At 58.7% G+C, this 18591-nt stretch carries 16 protein-coding genes; 5 read left to right on the forward strand and 11 right to left on the reverse strand.

What is annotated here, in order from left to right; all coding sequences use genetic code 11:
• Positions 1–2: 2 nt before the first annotated feature.
• From AAHE99_RS09010 to AAHE99_RS09020, 3 genes are read right to left on the reverse strand one after another with little or no spacing between them, the layout of a single operon-like run.
• Positions 3–1340, reverse strand: a complete 1338-nt coding sequence (locus AAHE99_RS09010; protein WP_342116629.1) for an FkbM family methyltransferase — start codon at positions 1338–1340, stop codon at positions 3–5.
• A complete protein-coding gene (locus AAHE99_RS09015) occupies positions 1340–2560 on the reverse strand; it encodes an ABC transporter ATP-binding protein (RefSeq protein WP_342116630.1) in 1221 nt (406 codons plus the stop codon). The genes AAHE99_RS09010 and AAHE99_RS09015 overlap by 1 nt, the downstream gene beginning before the upstream one ends.
• The gene (locus tag AAHE99_RS09020) at positions 2560–3360 is read right to left on the reverse strand and encodes an ABC transporter permease (protein ID WP_342116632.1); all 801 of its coding nucleotides are present in this window, start codon (positions 3358–3360) and stop codon (positions 2560–2562) included. Before AAHE99_RS09020 ends, AAHE99_RS09015 begins: the two co-directional genes overlap by 1 nt.
• Positions 3361–3535: 175 nt before the next feature.
• Here AAHE99_RS09020 and AAHE99_RS09025 point away from each other — a divergent pair, with 175 nt between their 5' ends.
• Positions 3536–3961 carry a hypothetical protein gene (locus tag AAHE99_RS09025; protein WP_342116634.1) on the forward strand — a complete coding sequence of 142 codons (426 nt, stop codon included), beginning with the start codon at positions 3536–3538 and terminating at the stop codon, positions 3959–3961.
• Between the two features lie 6 nt (positions 3962–3967).
• The gene (locus AAHE99_RS09030; protein WP_342116635.1) at positions 3968–4522 is read left to right on the forward strand and encodes a hypothetical protein; all 555 of its coding nucleotides are present in this window, start codon (positions 3968–3970) and stop codon (positions 4520–4522) included.
• 148 nt (positions 4523–4670) lie between these two features.
• On the opposite strand, the gene AAHE99_RS09035 is transcribed toward AAHE99_RS09030, so the two are convergent.
• From AAHE99_RS09035 to AAHE99_RS09070, 8 genes are all read right to left on the reverse strand, one after another.
• Positions 4671–5411, reverse strand: a complete 741-nt coding sequence (locus AAHE99_RS09035; RefSeq protein ID WP_342116636.1) for a Crp/Fnr family transcriptional regulator — start codon at positions 5409–5411, stop codon at positions 4671–4673.
• Positions 5412–5451: 40 nt separating this feature from the next.
• A complete protein-coding gene (locus AAHE99_RS09040) occupies positions 5452–5787 on the reverse strand; it encodes a VanZ family protein (protein WP_342116638.1) in 336 nt (111 codons plus the stop codon).
• 2 nt (positions 5788–5789) lie between these two features.
• A complete protein-coding gene (locus tag AAHE99_RS09045) occupies positions 5790–6065 on the reverse strand; it encodes a type II toxin-antitoxin system RelE/ParE family toxin (RefSeq protein ID WP_342116640.1) in 276 nt (91 codons plus the stop codon).
• Positions 6065–6340, reverse strand: a complete 276-nt coding sequence (locus AAHE99_RS09050; RefSeq protein WP_342116641.1) for a CopG family ribbon-helix-helix protein — start codon at positions 6338–6340, stop codon at positions 6065–6067. The genes AAHE99_RS09045 and AAHE99_RS09050 overlap by 1 nt, the downstream gene beginning before the upstream one ends.
• Positions 6341–6428: 88 nt before the next feature.
• On the reverse strand, positions 6429–7697 hold the full coding sequence (locus AAHE99_RS09055) for a tetratricopeptide repeat protein (protein ID WP_342116642.1): 1269 nt from the start codon (positions 7695–7697) through the stop codon (positions 6429–6431).
• 8 nt (positions 7698–7705) lie between these two features.
• A complete protein-coding gene (locus AAHE99_RS09060) occupies positions 7706–9544 on the reverse strand; it encodes a CHASE2 domain-containing protein (protein WP_342116643.1) in 1839 nt (612 codons plus the stop codon).
• Between the two features lie 119 nt (positions 9545–9663).
• Positions 9664–9987 (reverse strand): type II toxin-antitoxin system RelE/ParE family toxin, encoded by a 324-nt coding sequence (locus tag AAHE99_RS09065; RefSeq protein WP_342116645.1) that lies wholly within the window; start codon positions 9985–9987, stop codon positions 9664–9666.
• A gap of 6 nt (positions 9988–9993) precedes the next feature.
• Positions 9994–10335: a type II toxin-antitoxin system Phd/YefM family antitoxin gene (locus AAHE99_RS09070; protein WP_342116647.1), complete on the reverse strand. Its 342-nt coding sequence runs from the start codon at positions 10333–10335 to the stop codon at positions 9994–9996.
• 169 nt (positions 10336–10504) lie between these two features.
• Between AAHE99_RS09070 and AAHE99_RS09075 the strand changes: the two genes are divergently transcribed.
• The 3 genes from AAHE99_RS09075 to AAHE99_RS09085 all read left to right on the forward strand — a co-directional run bounded on the left by AAHE99_RS09075 (position 10505) and on the right by AAHE99_RS09085 (position 18090).
• On the forward strand, positions 10505–11878 hold the full coding sequence (locus tag AAHE99_RS09075) for a FecR family protein (protein ID WP_342116648.1): 1374 nt from the start codon (positions 10505–10507) through the stop codon (positions 11876–11878).
• 467 nt (positions 11879–12345) lie between these two features.
• Complete coding sequence (locus AAHE99_RS09080) at positions 12346–16362, forward strand: DUF4214 domain-containing protein (protein ID WP_342116649.1); 4017 nt, start codon at positions 12346–12348, stop codon at positions 16360–16362.
• 183 nt (positions 16363–16545) lie between these two features.
• Positions 16546–18090 (forward strand): class I SAM-dependent methyltransferase, encoded by a 1545-nt coding sequence (locus AAHE99_RS09085; RefSeq protein ID WP_342116651.1) that lies wholly within the window; start codon positions 16546–16548, stop codon positions 18088–18090.
• Positions 18091–18591: the final 501 nt, after the last annotated feature.

An 18591-nucleotide genomic window follows, 5' to 3' on the forward strand; every position in this document is an offset into this window, starting at 1 on the left:
GTTCACTGTTTCTCTTCATGTTCATAAGCGCGGCGCAGGTCGGCCAGCACGGTGCGGGCCGATTGCGGCAGGTCGCGCTGCTGCGCCGGCACGTCGCCGCCATACGGCGCTGCGTCCGAGGTGGCGATGCGGGTCGTGACCAGGAAGCGCGATACGCGGCGCTGCAGCCACGGCGACATGCCGATGACCGGCAGCACGATGCGGCGCACCCATTCCTGCTGGGTGACCCAGCGCACGCCCTGGCCGAACAGCTTGAGCGACTTGCGGCGCACGCGCGCCGGAATACTGTGCTCGCCGCGCGCCATCAGGGTGCGCAGCGGGCCGGTGATGCGCCAGGAGCTGGACGCGTACACCGCCAGCAACTGCTGCTCCATATCGCGGCCCCAGGCATCCACCTGCTGCAGCTGGGTTTCCAGCGCATTGGCGCGCGCATCGGCGGCGCGGAATTTTTCATGGTTCTGCTGCGCCAGTTCGCGCGCCTGCTGTGCCGCCTGGCGTGCGGCCTGGTGCTGCTGCTCGGCGCGGTTGCGGGCCTGGTGTTCTTCCGCCAGGCGGGCGTCCAGCGCCTCGACCCGGGCCCAGTTCTCGTCGGCGCGGGCCTTGTGTTCCTGCACGCGCGCAGCCAGGTGCTTGTTGTCGGCCCAGGCGCGGTCCAGGTGGTAGGAGATGAAGGCGTCGAACACGTTCGGCTGGATGCCGAAATGCGCCGCCAGCTCCGGATGTTCCTGCGCCACGTAGTAGCGGTTCAGGCCATCGAACCAGACGAACTGGTAGCCGTGCGGCGTGACCAGGCCTTCCCACTCTTCATGGTTGGTCTCGCGGCTGCCCGGCAGGGTCGCCTCGATCACCAGCAGCCATGGGCGCCAGCGCTGCAGGTCAAAGCCTTTCAGTACTTCGCCCTCGAAACCCTCGACGTCGATCTTCAGGAAGTGGATATCACCCTGCACATGCTCGGCGCAGATATCGGACAAGGTGCGCAGCGGTACGCGGTTCTCCACCACCTCGTAGCCGTCGGCGCGGTGCGCGGCGGCCACTGCCGGATCGGTGGAGGCCCAGCCGTTCATCGACGGCACTTCAAACAGCACGATCTCGCCGCTGGCCGAACCGGCGGCGCAATTCAGGTTGATGTCGCGCGGACGCTGCTCAACAAAGGGCTGTGCGTAAGACGGCATCGGCTCGATGTTGATGCCGTTCCAGCCCGCGTCGTAAAACGCCTTGGTGACCGAATGCAGTTCCGGATCGTTGGCGCCGACGTCGATGTAGAAGCCGCGCGGCAGATGGCCAAGTGCGCGCCATAGCAGCACGTCCTCGAAGTTCTGCGAATAAGAGATGAAAGTCATTAGCGGTCGATCTCGATGGCAGGATCGATGAATGCCGATCCTTCGAAGTAGGGACGGCGCATGTTCACCACGGTGAACACCAGCGCCAGGTCGCGCCACTCATAATTGTTGACGAGGTGGGTCTCGGTGCTGACGATGGCTGTGGCCACCGAATAGGTGCCGGCGCCCAGGTTGGCATCGAAACGGAAGCGGAAGGTAATGTTCTCACCCGGCTGCACATCGTGCAGCGGCAGTTCCTTCAGGTGCGTGTTGGTGCCGAACATGGCCTGGCCCAGGCGGTCCTTGATCATATAGCCCAACACCATGCGCGGGATTTCGGCCTTCGCCGCCACGGTGACCTGCAAGGTCACGTCCTGGCCGACGTCGATCACCTCGACCCGGTTGCCGTCCGCATCGAGCAGCGCGATGTCGGCCACGGTGGCCTCGCCGGTGCCGGACACCACCTGCAGCTTGCCGTCGTCGCGCGCGTTCAGCTGCAGCATGGAGTTTTCCTTATCCGCGATCATGGCGTTGTAATAGTCCATGATCTCTTCCGGCGCACCCTGGCGCGCCAGGCGGCCGCCGTCCAGTAGGATCGCGCTGTCGCACACCGACTGGATGGCCTGCTTGTCGTGCGATACCAGCAGCAGGGTCGTGCCCTCGCGGCGGAACTGGCGGATGCGGTCGAAGCTCTTGTGCTGGAAATAGGTGTCGCCCACCGACAGCGCCTCGTCCACGATCAGGATGTCAGGCCGCACCGCGGTCGCCACCGAGAACGCCACGCGCATCTGCATGCCGGAGGAATATACGCGCACCGGCTGGTCCATGTAGTCGCCGATTTCGGCGAAGGCCTCGATCTGCGGCATCAGGCGCGTGATTTCCTCCACGCTCATGCCGAGCAGCTGGCCCGACATGTACACGTTCTGGCGCCCGGTGAAGTCCGGATGGAAGCCCATGCCCAGCTCCAGCAGCGCCGCCACGCGGCCATGCAGGTGCACCGCGCCGGTGGTTGGTTGGGTGGTGCCGGTGATCAGTTTGAGCAGGGTCGATTTGCCCGCGCCGTTAATGCCGATCAGGCCCACGGCCTGGCCCGGCTGCACGGTAAAGCTGATGTCCTGCAGGATCCACTTCAGCGAATGCTGCGGCCCCTGGAACGGCAGCATCCATTCGCGCAGGCGCGACCAGCGGGTCGGGTACTGCTTGTAGGCCTTGCCTACGTTGGAGACAACAATCGCGCCCATTACAGTTCGTCCACCATTTCACCCGCGCGCTTGCGGAACAATTTCAAGCCCAGCACGCACAGTACCAGCGCCAGCGCGGTTGGCGCCAGCAGGTGCTGCCATTCCGGCGCCTGGCCCGACACCAGCACGCGCTGGAAGGATTGGATGATCGGGATCATCGGGTTCCACTCCAGGTAAGTCCGCACGGATTCAGGAACGATCGAAGACGGGTAGACCACAGGCGTGAGCCAGAACCAGAACTGGGTAAAGATGCTGAAGAACTGGCCAACGTCGCGGAAGAAGACATTCAGCACGCCCAGCACCATCGACAGGCCGATAGCGAACAGCACCAGCAAAGCCAGCACCGGCAGCAGGGTAAAGAACACCATGCCAGGGAACTGGCCGCTGGCGAGCAGGAACACGATGAACAGGCTGAAGATAATGCCGAAATTGACCAGCGCATTGGCGACCACGATGATCGGCAGGCAAATGCGCGGGAAGCTGATCTTCTTGATCAGGTTGCCTTGTTCGAGGAAGACGTTCTGGCCGCGCGCGGTGATCTCCGCAAACAATCCCCAGGTCAGGATGCCGGCGCACAGGTAAATACTATAAGCATACTCGCCCGCCGTCTCCGGCAGCTTGGAGCGCATCACTTGCGAGAAGACCAGCGTGTACACGAGGATCATGGCAAGCGGGCTCAACACGGTCCAGGCCGCGCCGAGCATGGTATTACGGTACTTGGACTGGAACTCGCGCTTGACACTACCAGTGACGAAGCCGCGATAAGCCCAAATGCCGCGCAACATGGCGAGGTTGATCATTCTGTTAATGGGAAAAGTCGGGACGGAAGATTATACCCTACTGAACTTGTCACACCTGTAACAGGTTGTCACAGGGTAAGGGTCGTAACGAGCATATTACAACGATTGTAATTTGATTGTTTTGTCCTTGTTAGTGTGGTAAGCTGTCCACGTTGAGTAAGCTTTGGAAACACCCATGAAGATTGAGTTTGACAGCGAATCGATCACGCTCGAAGAGCTTGACGCATTAATTACCCTCCTTGGCTCCCTCAGGAATGCACGCGGTGTCGTGACCGGTCAGCCGGATGAGAGTGGTTTCAAGGAGCTGAGCGATCAAGGTGTGCTCGACATTGCGTACAAAATGCACAGTTGTGCAATGTCTCGCGTTGAGGGCACCACCTTCAAGACGATGGAGTTGTACAGGGTAGCCATGCAGCGTAGCTGGAACGACATTTCGCCTAACAGCCGGAAGGCGGTTGGTCGCCAGTTCAAAAAGATCGTCGATGAGCATTACCGGCAAGCGGTCGACGGAGAACCTGTTGTGCGATTCAAGGAAAGGAATATTCAGAATACGGCGATTTACGAAGTAAAGGCCAAGGATAGCGCTGACGATGAGTTGTGATTCGCCATGAGTAATTTTCGACACAAACAATTCAACGGCAAGCTCTATACCTTCGAACACTTGGCGCCGATAAGGGTCAAAGTGCCGCTGAACGCGTCAGCAACCAGTGAAGTCGACTTGCACATTACTTTCGGCTGCCATTGCTTTACCGAAGCGTTCAGCAGCGCCAAGCACCAGGATCAGCACCGATACATCCATAAGGGCGAACTGCGGGCATTCGACTTGTTGCGCCATGAGTGCTCTATGCAGTTGCCGAGTGTGTTGGAGCGTATGTTGCGAGGTACGATTTACAGGGCAGGGGACAGCTACACTTACTCCGCGCAAATTGAATTGGAGTTCGCTGCGGGGACGCAGAGTTATTCGGTATTTTTCAGTTTGGAGAAAGACCGAACGGTTCAAGTGCCCGCGTTGAGGATGTTCGTCAAGAGCGCCTATTTAAAGCCGTTGGTGGCAAAACCGAATGCGCAAAGCTGGCGCTTCCCATCGCTAGCCGGGCAGGTGTCCGGGGCTTTTCCGCCGCAAGAGAAAAAAACGCGCCCGAAAAAGAAAGGGACCCCGTAGGGTCCCCTCTAGGCAAACATCGTTTGCCTTGCGAGCCTCTGTTGCCCCTGCTAACCGCAGGACCTGAATTGCTTCAGGCAGCATGTCCGTATTTCACTCGCTCTCGGACGATCTTCGAGCCAGTATACCACGCTTTGACCACGCGATTTTAGTCCTGCGTAAGCTTCTGCAGGTCATCCGGCTTCTGGATAATCAGCTTATGCTGGTCCTTCTTGATAATGCCCTTCTGTGTCAGCACCAGCAGCGCACGTGTAACAGTCTCGCGGCTGGTATTGATCATATTGGCAATATCCTGATGGGTTGGCAGGTTCTCCACCACCGTCCCATCCGCCTCTTTCTTCTGCATCAACACCAGATAGGTGTAAATCCGCTTGGCCGTATTATTAATACTCAGCAAAGCGCGGAATTCGGAATCCTTCTGGATTTTCTTGGCCAAGTGCTGCAGCATATGCCGCGCCACGGATGGAGAGTGCGAGAACAGATGCATGGCAGTCTGTGCCGGCAGGAACGCGGTCAGGGCCTCCGTCATCGCCACCACCGAAGCCGAGCGCGTCGTATTATTGATCAGCGCAATCTCGCCAAAGAAATCGCCCGGCTGCAGCAAACGCAAGCCGATCGCCCGGCCATCTTCGGTAATGTCGACCACCTGCAACTGGCCCGACAGCAGGAACAGCAAGCCATCGCCATGCCCGCCCTTATGCAGCACCACCTCCCGCTTCTGGTGCTGGCGGAAGCGCAACTCACCCTTGACCTTGATGATCTCTTCATCCGACAGTTCAGCAAGCAAAGGAATCTTACGCAGGTGAACCTGGACAGTACGCTCGGCCGGCGCGGCCGCAGCGCTCTGCTCAGGCGTCGTTGTGCTGGAAGGAGGGCTTGCAGTGGTCATGCGTTACGAAAAAATTGGTCGTTTACGGCGTAATGATAGCCTAGATGAGGCTCAGTACCGCCGCGCACAAGGCCCCGGCCGCCACGCCCAGGGCATTGGCCGCCATATCGCGCCAGGAAAAACCGCGCCCCGGCACCAGCTGTTGCAGGCATTCCACTACCCAGCCCGCCAGCAGCAAACCCGCCAGCCACATTGCGCGGTCCGGCATGGTCGAAGCGATACGCACCGCCAGCAAAGCCAGCAGTGCATACGCACCAAAGTGCATCAACTTGTCATTTGGTAATCGCGAAGGCAACCACTGATTCGGCACCAGGCAGCCGCCCAACAGGGCCAGGCTAAAGCCGACGAAAACCGCCACTTCCCACATCATATTCATTTCTATCGTAATTCACGGGTATGCCAGATGCGCAATACATAGATTGTGGATTCGGCAAGCTCGTAGCGCACTTCATAGCTGCCCACAATCAGCCTGCGAATCTCGCGCGGGTCGAATTCCTCTAGCCGCTCCCCAATACGCGGACTGGCCATCAACCCGGATGCTGCCGTTACAAGCGACTTGACGACACGCGCTGCTGCCGTTTTATTGACGCTGGCCAGGAAATCGTGCAGCCGTACCACATCGGATAACGCCTTGCTCGTCCATTGCAAGCGCATCAGCGCAATACCGGAGCGGGCAACGGTTTATCGGTATCCAGGCTATCGGCCCAGGCTTGCACCGCCTGATGATCGATGACGCTGCCGGCGTCCACGTCTGCCATCGCTTCGCGGGTGAGCCGACTGCGCTCCTCCTCCTGATCGATCCAGGCAGTCAGCGCCTGTTTAACTATCCAGCCGCGTGAGCGTTCGAGCCGGGTGGCTATTTGGTCAACTTTCTCGGCTAGTGTTCGAGGGACGTGGGCAGTAAGCACCTTTGTGTCGGCTGGCGGCATGATGGCTTCCTTTCGCGCGTATTGTGTCAGTTCGACGACGACAAATCAATCGCACTTAATCAATGTTAATCAACTTGACTAAAGGCGCTCAAAGGCCCTGCCACTGCCAGCTTAATTGCAATTGGCGGTTATTGTACTGAAAGATCGGGATGTTTTCCTTGTTGTAGACCTGGCGCACCTCCAGGATCAGGTTCTGCCCGCGCGACACCGGATAGGTGATCGAACCGCGCAAGGTGTGCATATCCTGCTCCCGCACCTGGTCGATCACGCCCGGCGCGTAAGCCGAGCTGCCGCGCCAGTGCTGCAGCGTATAAGCCAGTTCGCCGGTAAAGCCGCTGGCATAGCGGCGCTGCCAGCTCAGCATGGCATTCACACCATGGCGATTGCCGCCCGGACGGTTGCTGGTGGCGTGGTCATTGGCGACACCGACACTGGCATGCAGCACATGGTCGCTCTTGCGGCGGGTGAACTGCGCGCGCAGCTCCGCCGTATTGGCATCGAAGGTGTCCAGCGTGATGTAGCTGTTGTGGCCCACGCTGGCATGCAGGTTCATGGTGAAGTCGCCCGGCAGCTTGTACGGCAAGCCCAGGCGGCCCAGCACCTGGTACTGGCGCTGGTAATAGTGGCCGCCCAGGGTGATGGCGCCGGCCAGCGCGGTGGTGCGCAAGGTCCAGCCGCCCCAGCGCCAGGCGCTCTCCAGCCCGGCATAGGCCGCGCCGCTGTCGTAGTCGCGCAGGTTGTCATTGCGGCGCCACTGCACCTGCACCAGGCCCAGCGTGCCGTTGGGCGTGAGGTCGCGCAGGTAGTCGGCCGACAGCAGGGTGTACTGGTCGTGCTGCGGCAGGAATTCGGGCGACAGGGTGTAATCCGGCGAGAGGGCGCGGGTCGAGCCCTGGTTCACGTTCTGGTCGATGCCGCGCGACAGCGAAATACTGCTATGGCTGAGCGGAGTCCAGTTATCGCAGCCTTGCTGGCGCGCCTCGCGGATCAGGTCCGTGATGCCCGGCGGCGGGTCGAAGCGTTCCTCAATGGTGCGGAACATGCGCTCGGCCTCGGTCGGACGGCCCAGGCTGCACTGGATCAAGGCCAGGTCCAGCCAGGCGCCGGCGTGCAGCGGCTCCTGTTCGATCACGCGCTGCAGGGTGCGGTTGGCATCCTGCTTGCGGCCCTCGGCGATGGATTGCAGCGCTTCCTGATAAAGCTCCTGCACATTGGGCGGCACCTGGGGCACATTGGCCGACTGCGCCAGCTGCACCTCGGTCGGCTCCTGCTGCGGAGCTTCCTGCTGCGCCCATGCCGGGCGCACCAGGGCCAGCGCAGCCAGGGCCAGCGCAGTCAGGGCAGGGCGAGCGGACATACGGTGCCTCATGCCGGCAACTCCACGTTGACTGGCGGGGTTACATTGTTCTTGACGGGTTCCAGCGTATACAAAGTCGTTGTTTTCTCTTTTCCGCGCAGCATGCGCTCTTCCAGCAGCAGGAAACGGTGGCGGCGTGCGGTCGCCACGGTACCGGCTCCAATAATAATATCGTGCGGCAGATCGCGTGCGGCCTGCTCCAGGCGCGACGCCGTATTCACGCTGTCGCCAACCGCAGTGTAAATGCTGCGGGCGCCGGTGCCAAAGTCGCCGGCGAAGGCAATGCCGCTGTCGATGCCGATTCGCACCCGCAGCGGCTTCAGCCCTTGGGCCGTACGGCTGCGATTGTACTGGCGAACGCGCTCGACAATGGCGACCGCTGCGTCCAGCGCCAGGTCTGCATGGGCCGGGTTCGGCAGCGGCGCGCCCCAGAAGGCGACCAGGCCGTCGCCAGTGTACTTGTCCAGCGTGCCGCCAAGGGCCATGACGGGGCCGGTCAGGCATTCCAGGAATTCACGCGTCAGTTGCGCCGCGGCCGCCACCGGCAGCGCTTCGACGTGGGTGGTGTAGCCCTCCAGGTCGGCGATCAGGGTGGTGACTTCGCACTGGCGCGGCGCCAGCGGGTCTTCAATATCGCTGCGCAACAGCTCTTCCACCACGGCCGGCGCCACGTACTGGCGCAGGGTGTCCAGCAGGTGGCGCGATTTGCGCTGGGTTTGCTGCCAGTGGTAGGGCACCGCCACCGCTAGCAGGAACAGGGTGCAGGCCAGCGGCCCGGTGGTCGAGAAATCCTGGTCGTGCGTGCTGAGCGCAAACGCCAGTGCCAGCCAGGCCGCGCTCAACGCCGCCAGCAGCCCCACGCCCAGCGCAGCGGGCAAGCGCGGCAGTGCCCACATCGCCAGCAGCACGCAGACCGCGCCGTACAGGCTGCCGAGCCAGCGCCCCGGCACTGGCGCTGGAGCTTTGCCTTTCTGCACATCGAGCAAGGTGGAAAGCATGGTCGCGTGCACGCCCAATCCTGGACGGTTAGCGCCCAGCGGCGTCGTCACGTGGTCGCTCAAGCCCAGCGAAGACGAGCCCACCAGCACCAGCCGGCCGGAGGCACTGGGCGGATCGATGCGCTGGGCCAGGATATCGCTGGCCTGGACCACGGTGTAGGCGCTCCAGTCGCGCTTGTAAGCAATCCGCATCGGACTGGCTGGCAATGTTTTCAGCCCGCCACCGCAGCAGTCGAGCAGGGCAAGGGTCAGCGTTGAATACATCTCACCGTTATAGCTGGTGAGCAGGGGCAGGCGGCGCAAAGCGCCATCCGGGTCCGGGATGAAGCCGATATTGCCGACATTAGGCGCGCCGGCCCAGGCTTCCTGGTTCGCAATATAGCCGGTGGCCGGCGTGGCCGGACCGGTGCGCAAGGTCGCTCCGGCCGGGTGCCCGTCGCGCAGCGCAACCGGGCGGCTGTGGGAATAGTCAAAAGCCTGCGCCAGCACCAGCGGCGCATGCTGCGACAGCATGGCGAGGCGCGTATCGCCCGCCTCGTCCATCGGCTCCGGCAGCACAATATCCAGCGCCACACCGCGCGACTTGTAAGTGGTCAGCAGGATTTCCACCAGATCCGCCAGGCGCGCGCGCGGCCACGGCCACGGACCCAGCTCGGCCATGCTGGCCTCATCGATATCCACCACCAGCACGCGCGGCTCCGGCGCGGTCGTCTCCTGAATGCGCAGGAAACGGTCGCGCAGCCACTCGTCCGCAAAAACAGAAGCACCAGGGGGCGCCAGCCACTGCGTACCGAACGCCAGCATCAACCCGGCCACCGCGATCAGGGCGCGGCTAAGCCAAGCGGGCATGGGCGGCAAGCGCCGCGACCAGGATGTTGTCGTTTGGGTCAAAACTGGACTGCAGTTATCGAATAATCTATTAGTATAAGGCCTATCTGCCGCGTTGAGGCTAAGGCAACTGCGGATGCTCAAGAGTTGAGCAAACGACGCCTGATAAGGGCCTCAAGGTCTCGACTCGTGTGCGCAATCAAATGTACGTAAATGACTCCGCCAGGGGCACATTCAATTATGATGCGGTGCTGACCGGCAAGTAACTGACGATGCGTCGTCAAGTGCAGGTCTTCCAATTCTCGAACGAACGAGCCTTTGCCGGGCTGCTGCTCCAAGGAATTTACTTCTGCAAGGATATCTAGTGTGATTTTCTTCGCGTAGGCAATCGATTGGCTTTCCTTTAAGTACCGACGAATATCGTGCAGGTCGTCCAGTGCATTTCGGGTCCAAAAGATTTTCACTTTCGATTAGCTTTCCTTGTCTTCAGCCTCAAACAGGGCAACAACGTCATCATGATCAATGACCTTACCTTCTTCGATTTGCTTCTTGCCTAGAGCAAGGATTCGAAGCATGGTCATTTGGTCTTGAGTTTTTTGGTAGCTAACCGGGTCTTGGATAACGGCTTGCACTCGACCGTTAACCGTGATTGCAACCGGGTCATGCGTTTCCTGAACCTGTTTGACTACTTCGCTAGTGTTACTCTTCAAGTAGCTAATTGGTTGAATATTAGAAAAGTTCATGGTTTTACCCCCGTCGGTCAGTGCATGATAGCACTGATGACTAAATTTGGATCCCAATTTGGTACGCATGGTTCCGGAGGCGTCCGCGTGGCCGTAGTGGGCGCAAACCCTTCTTCGCCTAGTAAACGCTACAAAGTGTAAAACTTCACGCCCGTAGCGTTTTTCTCCCTGAAAATGTGACAGCTATCACGGCGACTTGCGGGTTGGCCCGGATAATAAGATAAGAAGGGGAAATATCATGTTACGTCTACTCGTGGCCGCTGCCGGCCTTGCCTTATTGTCCCACGGCGCCTACGCGGCTGTCGCGGGCAAGATCGTCTATGTCGCTGGCAAAGCGCAAGTCGCCGAGCGCCCAGCCGTTCTGGACGGCGACGTGCAGGAAGGCGATATGCTGAGCACCGGCGCCGACGGCTACCTCTATATAAAGACAGTCGATAACGGCCTGTTCATCCTCCGCCCGTCGAGCCAGGCGAAAATCGCTGCCTATTATATAGATGCGAAATCGCCGGCCAACAACCGCATCAAGCTTGAGCTGCTGAACGGCGTGGCCCGCAGCCGCTCCGGTGATGCCGTCAAGCAAGCCCGCCAGAACTTCCGCTTCAATACCCCGGTAGCGGCAATCGGCGTGCGCGGCACGGACTTTACTGTTTTCACCGACCACGACACCACCCGTGTGACCGTCAATTCCGGCGGCATCGCACTGAGCGGCTTTGGCGGCACGTGCACGCCGGACGGCCTGGGCCCATGCGAAGGCGCGGCAACCCGCGACCTGTTCGCCGCCCAGAAGGGCAACCTGCTGCAGTTCAAGCGCGGCCAGGTTGCCCCACAGTTGTTGCCTGCAAGCAGCACCATTTCGCCAGACGGCGTAGCGCCACCGCGCCCGGACGAGCCAGGCAAGCAGGCCGGCAACAGCATGCCGGCGCAGCCAAACCTGGACGTGCAAAAAACTGCCAATCTGCAAGTGCAGCTTGCCAACCAAAAACCAGATCAGCCACCTGTGGTCCTGCCACCGGTGCTGCCGCCTGTTGTCGAACAGCCAACCACCCCGCCAGATGAAGAGAAACCGCCTGTCGTGGTGCCGCCAGTCTTGCCAGAGCGCCAGATCGTCTGGGGCCGTTGGCAGCCTGTACTTGACCAGGCAAAACAAGTGGACCTGACCGCCGAGTTGAAGAGCGGCAAGACCATCATCGCCCAGAACTCCGATTTCGTGCTCATGCGCACTCAAGGCAAGGAGTACGTGATCCCCGAGCGCGGCTCGGTTGCCTTCTCTTTGAAGGAAGGGCAGGCATTTATCCACCCGGACAATGCGGCGCTACCGATCTTGGCGGCAAGCCTGGAGAATGGTTCGTTGAACTTCAACTTTGACCAGCGCACCTTCGCAACCAAGTTCGACCTGGTCAATGGCGATGAGCGTTTGCTGATGCAGTCGTCCGGCCAGGTGGCCAGCGACGGCCGCTTTGTTGGCGACCCCACATATATAAAGCCCAACAATATGAACGTGCGCGGCCTGTTGAGTGCAGAAGGTAGTGCGGCGTATATCTTTGAGCGCCGCATGACAGGCCGTACGATTTACGGCGGCACCAGCTGGACAGCCCAGCCAGTCCCTAAATAAGCAGCCCCAGCTTCCAAACAGCCCGCCCAAGCGGGCTGTTTTCTTTTTTGCGGGCCACGTTTGTGACGTGCAAACGCAACAAAACCTCTGCTCAACCGAAAAATATTACATTTTTTTACCAATTTCTCAGCAGCTAACTTTCCCTAGTGCCGAGGGGCAATCTTTCCTATCAGTTAGTCTTGCCTTTGGAGCTAGTTGATACCGTCCCAGAGGCCCCGCTCCCCAGTAGTGGTGCGGCTCTAGCCCCAGACACCCGAATCCTTGCGTCTGGCGCAATCTTCTCCGATAATGACCCGCCGTTTAATTTTTTGTTGATATTTTTTATAACAACCCGAGGATATTGCTTATTTTTGTGACGGCCGTCACATGCTTAGGCAATACCTTCTGAGATTATTCGGTACGTTGAATTGTTTCAGCATTGCGTGCTGCAACAATTGACTTTAATCAACCCCTCCTAGGAGTTTTAAATGGGTATCTACGCAACTGATTTGCAAAAGCTGTACGTCGAGTACTTCAACCGTCCTGCTGACCCAGCTGGTCTGCAGTTCTGGGAAACCGTGATCACCAACAAGCAAGCCACCCTGGCTACTGTTGCTGCTGAATTCGCTAAATCGGCTGAGTACAAAGCAGCCTACGCTGGCAAGACCACCGCGCAGATCATTGACACCATCTACGTCAACATCTTCGGCCACGCTGCTGACAACGAAGGCCTGCTGTTCTGGGCGAACGCTGTGTCCACCGGCGCAATGACCATCGACGCTGCCGTGACCGAAATCGCCAAGGGCGCACAGGGCACCGACAAAGTCGCTTTCGATTCCAAAGTTGCTGCTGCTGAAGCCTTCACCGCTAAGCTGGTGACCGTAGAAGGCGGCGTAGCTGCCTACAACGGTGATGCTGCAAACCTGCAAGCCAAGATCTGGATGGCTGGCATCATCGACGAAGCTTCCCTGGAAGCCTCCACCTCCGACGCAGCTCTGAACACCATCGTGTCCAAAGTTGCTGCTGCTGCTGATCCTCTGCTGGCCGCTTCGATGGTCGCTGAAGCTGCTGCTGTTGCTGCTAACACCGACGCAACCGCCAAGGCTGCTGCTGCTGTTGCCGCTGCTGCTAAAGTTGACACTGCAACCGCTGCTTCTAAAGCCGCTGCTGACAAAGCTGCTGCTACCGACGCAACTGCCCTGACCGCAACTGCTACCGCCGCTAAAGCAACCTCCGACGCAGCCGCTGCTGCTAAGACCGCTGCTGACGCCGCTGTTGTTGCTGCTAAAGCTGAACTGGCTGCTGCTATCGCCGCTGGCGACGCTGCTGCTGTTTCGACCGCAAACGGCAAAGTAATCATCGCTGAAAGCAAGGCTGCTACCGCTGCTGCCGACGCAACCAAAGCTGCTACCGCTTACACCACCGCTGACACCGCTGCTAAAGCTGCTGTGGCCGACGACGCTGCTGCCGTGACCGCTGCTGCTGCTGTGACCACCGCGCTGACCGCTGCTGCTACCGCTGCTACCGCCGCTACCGCTGCTGCTGCAACCGCTAACACCGCTTCGACCGCGTTCACCGCTGCTGCTGCTAAGACCGCTATCGCTTCCGACGACGCTAAAGCTGTTACCGTGGCTACCGAAGCTGCTGCTGCTGTTAAGTCCGCTTCTGCCGCTGCTGCTACCGTAACCGTAGCTCAGACCGCATCGACCGCAACCACCGCTAACGCAACCGCTGCTACTGACGCTGCTGCTGCTGCTGCTGCTTCGACCGCTGCTGCTGCTGCCATCACCGGCACCAACTCGCTGGCTACCGCCAACGCTGCAATCGCTGCTGCTGCTGCTGAAGTTGCTGCTGCTGCTAAAGCTAAAGCTTCGGCTGATGCCGCTCTGGTTGAAGCAACCAAGTACGACACCGCTGCTAAAGTAACCACCACCACCACCGACGACACCGCTGCTGCTGCTGCTCTGACCGCTGCACAAGCTGCTGTGACCGCCGCTACCGCTGCTGTGGCTGCTGCTGCTGCTCACGCAACTGCTGCTGCTGGTCTGCCAGCTAACTACGTTGCTTCGACCTTCACCCTGACCATCGGTGCTGATACCGGTGCTGCTTTCACTGGCGCAAAAGGTGAAGACAAGTTCAATGCAAACGTCTCGACCCTGTCGGCCCTGGATGCACTGGACGGCGGTGACGGCGTTGACACCTTGACCATCCTGGGTGTGGACAAAGACGGCAAGGCGGCTGAAGTCGACGTTACTCTGCCAAGCTCGGTCACCAACATTGAGCAAGTCGTGATCAATTCGACCGCTTCCTCGCTGGCGAATGATGCAGCCGATATCTCCGGCTGGACTGGCGCGACCTCGGCCAACATTAAAGTCAAAGGCGATGCAGAACAGGTTATCACCTTGGCTTCGACCACCAGTCTGGACATGACTGATACCGGCGGCAATGGTATCAAGGTCAACGGCGGCGGCGGCACCCTGGTGCTGAACGCTGGTGCCGGTTCGGTAAAGGTTAACAGTGATGCAGCTACCGACGCAGCAAGCGCGTTCACCAGCATCACCGTTTCTGATGCGACCACTGTCGATATCAAGGACACCACCAAGTCCGATGGTACTATCGGCTCGACCCTGACCACCGTTTCCGTGACCGATGCAACCGGTGCGACCACCATTGAAGGCAAGGGCGTGGTCAACGTCTCTGTGACCAACATGGCAGCAGCCGTGACCGTGACCAATTCGACCGCGTCGCACACCATGAACCTGACGCTGGACGGTGCTACCGCTGGTACGTTCAAGGACACCGCGGCAACCACCCTGATCGCTACTGCATCGGGTACCGCTTCCAAGGGCACCACCTTCGATCTGAACAGCAAAGTTACCTCGCTGACCATCGCAGGTGATAAAGCGCTGTCGACTGCTCTGTCCAACGATGGTTCCCTGACTACCGTGACTTCGACCAACACTGCCGGCGCCACCATTACTACGGCTCTGGGCAACGACGTTACCTTCACTGGCGCTGCTGGTAATGATTCGATCATCGTTGGTGCTACCAACAAGACCATCACTACCGGCGCGGGCAACGACACCGTGGAAGTGACTGTCTCGGTTCTGGGTACCACCGGCTCGAACGGTTCGATCGACGCAGGTGACGGCACTGCCGACACCCTGAAGTTCAGCACCTTCGCAACCGCAGTGACCGCATCGAATACCGCTGCCTTCGAAGGCACCATTTCGGGCTTCGAGCGTCTGGAACTGAGCGGCGCGAATGCGGCAGCAGGCGCAGCAATCAAGCTGAACAACTTCGATGATGTCAGCTACGTGACCCTGTCGGCCACCAACACCGAAACCATGACCATCTCGGGCATGGCATCGGGCGGCACTCTGGCAATCACTAAGAGCCAGACCGACAACAAGGACATCACCGTTACTGTCAACAATGCTACTACCGGCACTGCTGACTCGCTGAACCTGTTGCTGTCCGCTACCGCTGGTCTGACGACCGTGGACGTTACCGTTGCTGACGTTGAGACCATTGCAATCAACAGCGATGACAGCGCGACCACCGCATCGGGCATCACCCATGCTCTGGATCTGGCTGCTACCTCGGTCAAGACCCTGACCATCACTGGCGACGCTGGTCTGGATCTGACTGGTTCGGATACCGGCACCGCGCTGACCACCTTTGATGCATCGGGTATCACCAAAGGCGGCGTGACCTGGGCCGCGGGCGCACTGGCTGCTTCGTCCGTTGTTAAGGGCTCGGCTTCCGGTACTAACGTTATTGATCTGAACTCGGCTACCACTGCTAAGACCTCGGTTACCTACACCGGTGGCACTGGTGCAGATCAGATCGTTAGCACCAACGACAACAACAACACCTTCACCCTGGGTAACGGCGCGAACACCATCAACAACGGTGGCGCAGCGGGTAACGGTAACAACACCGTGACTGCTGGCACTGGCAACGATGTGATCAAGCTGGGTGACGGCGACAACAACATCAACGTTGGTGCGGGTGACAATACCGTTGTGGTTGGCAATGGTGACAACACCATCGTCGCAACCACCGGCGATCACACCATCACCGTGGGCACTGGCATCAACTCGATCACGATCACTAGCGATCTGAACGACAGCGACACCATCACCTTTGGCATCCCAGCAACCGCGAACAACTACTCGACGGTGACTGGCCTGACCACTGGCGATATTCTGAACTTCGCTGATGACGGTGTTGAAGTCTGGATGGGTGGTTCTGCATCCGCTGCTAAGATTGTTCTGGATGCATCGACTGCACTGTTCGCCGACTATATCGCTGCAGCAACTGCAACGACCACCGGCGTCGGTACCTTTGCTTGGTTCCAGTTCGGCGGCAACACCTACGTTGTTGAAGATAAAGCGGTTGATGTTGGCTTCAAGGCGGGTGAAGACATCGTCGTTAAGCTGGTTGGTCTGGTTGATCTGTCTACCGCAACCCTGGGCGACCACGCCATCACCCTGGGCTAATCGGGATAAGCTTGGCAGGATAGAAGACCATCCTGTCAGGCTGATTCAGATCGCCTCGCAGAAGGCCAGATCTTCGGATCTGGCCTTTTTTTTCGAAAACATCAACAGATAGTGGCGCACAAGGCAGCTATGCCCGACAATATGCCGCATTCTTTTGTCCCACAATAAATTAGGAGCGTTAAGATGGATTGGACCGCAGGCTACGCCTCAGACATCGAATACACGGCAGGCTTTTACAGGGAGCAGAGTCCGGACTTTCTGAACTTTGTCTGTGTACTAAATGGTGTTGAGCCAGTCCGTCTCGATCAGCCTTTCACTTATTTCGAGCTGGGCTTTGGCCGAGGCCTTACCGTTAATGTGTTGGCGGCTGCAAATCCGCAAGGCGATTTCTATGCTGCAGACTTCAATCCCGCCCATGTTTCAGGTGCACGCGAGTTGGCGGACCGTGCAGGGTTGAAAAACGTTACTTTGCTGGAGGATAGTTTTGAAGAGCTAGCCAATGGTGGACAAGAGAGTCTGCCTCAGTTTGACTTCATTACTTTGCACGGTATCTATACTTGGGTAACACCTGAGAATCAACAGTATATCGTCAAGTTTATCAAGCGATACCTGAAACCAGGTGGCATCGTTTATCTTAGCTATAACGCTATGCCGGGTTGGGCATCCGCGCTACCATTGCAACGGATGTTGGTGGAATATGGTGACGAGCATCCCGGGAGCAGTGATGTGCAGGTCCGTAATGCCGCCAAGTTGGTGGAGCGCATGGTCGCACTGGGAGCTGGATATATCGTGGCCAATCCTGGCCTTAAGGGGCGACTGGAAATGCTGGCCAATTCCAAGCCGAACTATCTCGTACATGAGTACATGCACAAACACTGGGAGCCGCTCTACCACGCCGATGTGGCTCGCGAACTCGCGGCCGCTAAGCTTGATTTCGCAGGCTCATGTGACCTTCCACTGGCGTACGAGTCGTTGTACCTGACGCCGGAAAAGATCGAATTGCTCAATCAAGCGAATAGCTCGGTTATGCGGCAGACCCTGAAGGATTACTTCCTTAATATTTCTTTCCGCAAAGATGTGTTCGTTCGAGGGGCGCGCAGGATGAGCGCGACTCGACAAGTCGAGTGGTTGTCTCAGGTTGGCGTAGCGTTGATTGTCCCACGCTCACAGGCCTCTTCATCCCTCAAGCTGACATTCGGGCCTGTTAACGGTCGTGACGATCTGTATAACCCTGTGCTCGATGCACTTGCCATTCGACCGCACACTTTGGCTGAGCTTGTGGAACTGCCGGCCTTACGCGGTTCGAATTATTCCGTTATTGGTCAGATTGCCGCACTCCTAGCTGCAAGTGGCCAGACCGAGATCTTCTTTGCCAATGCTGCCCGCGGCAACGGGGAGCAGGGGCGTAGCTTGAACAAGGCTATTGCCGCTAATGCACGTTATAGTGAAGAGTATCGTCATATGTGTTCGCCAGTATTGGGTAGTGGTCTCCCGGCTAGCTACATCGATTGCCTTGTGTACCTGATCCTGGCTGCTGGTGCCAAACCAACGGAGTCCGCGGCCATTGCGGTTGAATTATGGAAGTTGGTAAGTGGACAGGGTCGAAAAATGATCAAGGATGGCGTTGCGCTTACGTCAGAAGAGGAAAATCTGGTCGAAGCAAAGCGCTTGACCGACGAGGTGCTTGAACAGAAGCTCCCGCTTTGGCAAAAGCTTGGGATAATCTGAGCATTGAATAGCTGTGCCAGAGCGGATTGCTAATATTCTTGTAGACTGGGATCCATGCGTGGCATTTCCTTGCGAAGCCGCGTGAAAGTCGTTTCAAGAAGGTTGAATTCATTAGGAAAACTGTCGGAACCTTCGCCCCTTTAAGGGCGAAGGTGACTGTCACAGTGTTGGCTGATGTAATTGGTTAGCGTTTGCCGTTGGATCTGGCCAAATGACCGGAGAGTGGATCTCGTTATGGCAGCGGACTAGCAATGGTAGGTGGCACTCACGTGAGAGTATTTATTTGTGCTGTTAAGCGAGTCGATTGCCACAGCGCGGAGTGTTGCCGGCCACCCCCCCTGTAAACTTTGATAACCTGGGTGCCTCGCTCAGGTCGTTGATCTCCCCCAACGATATTGAAATACTGAAGGTCGTGTTGCTTGTCCACATTGTTGCCTTGTTGCCTTGTTGGCTGCCACCACAGGCGTTACAAAGCCCGGGGCTGCCTAGCTTGAAGTAGTT

The organism is Pseudoduganella sp. OTU4001, from assembly GCF_038440195.1.
In the GTDB taxonomy this organism is placed as follows: domain Bacteria; phylum Pseudomonadota; class Gammaproteobacteria; order Burkholderiales; family Burkholderiaceae_D; genus Rugamonas.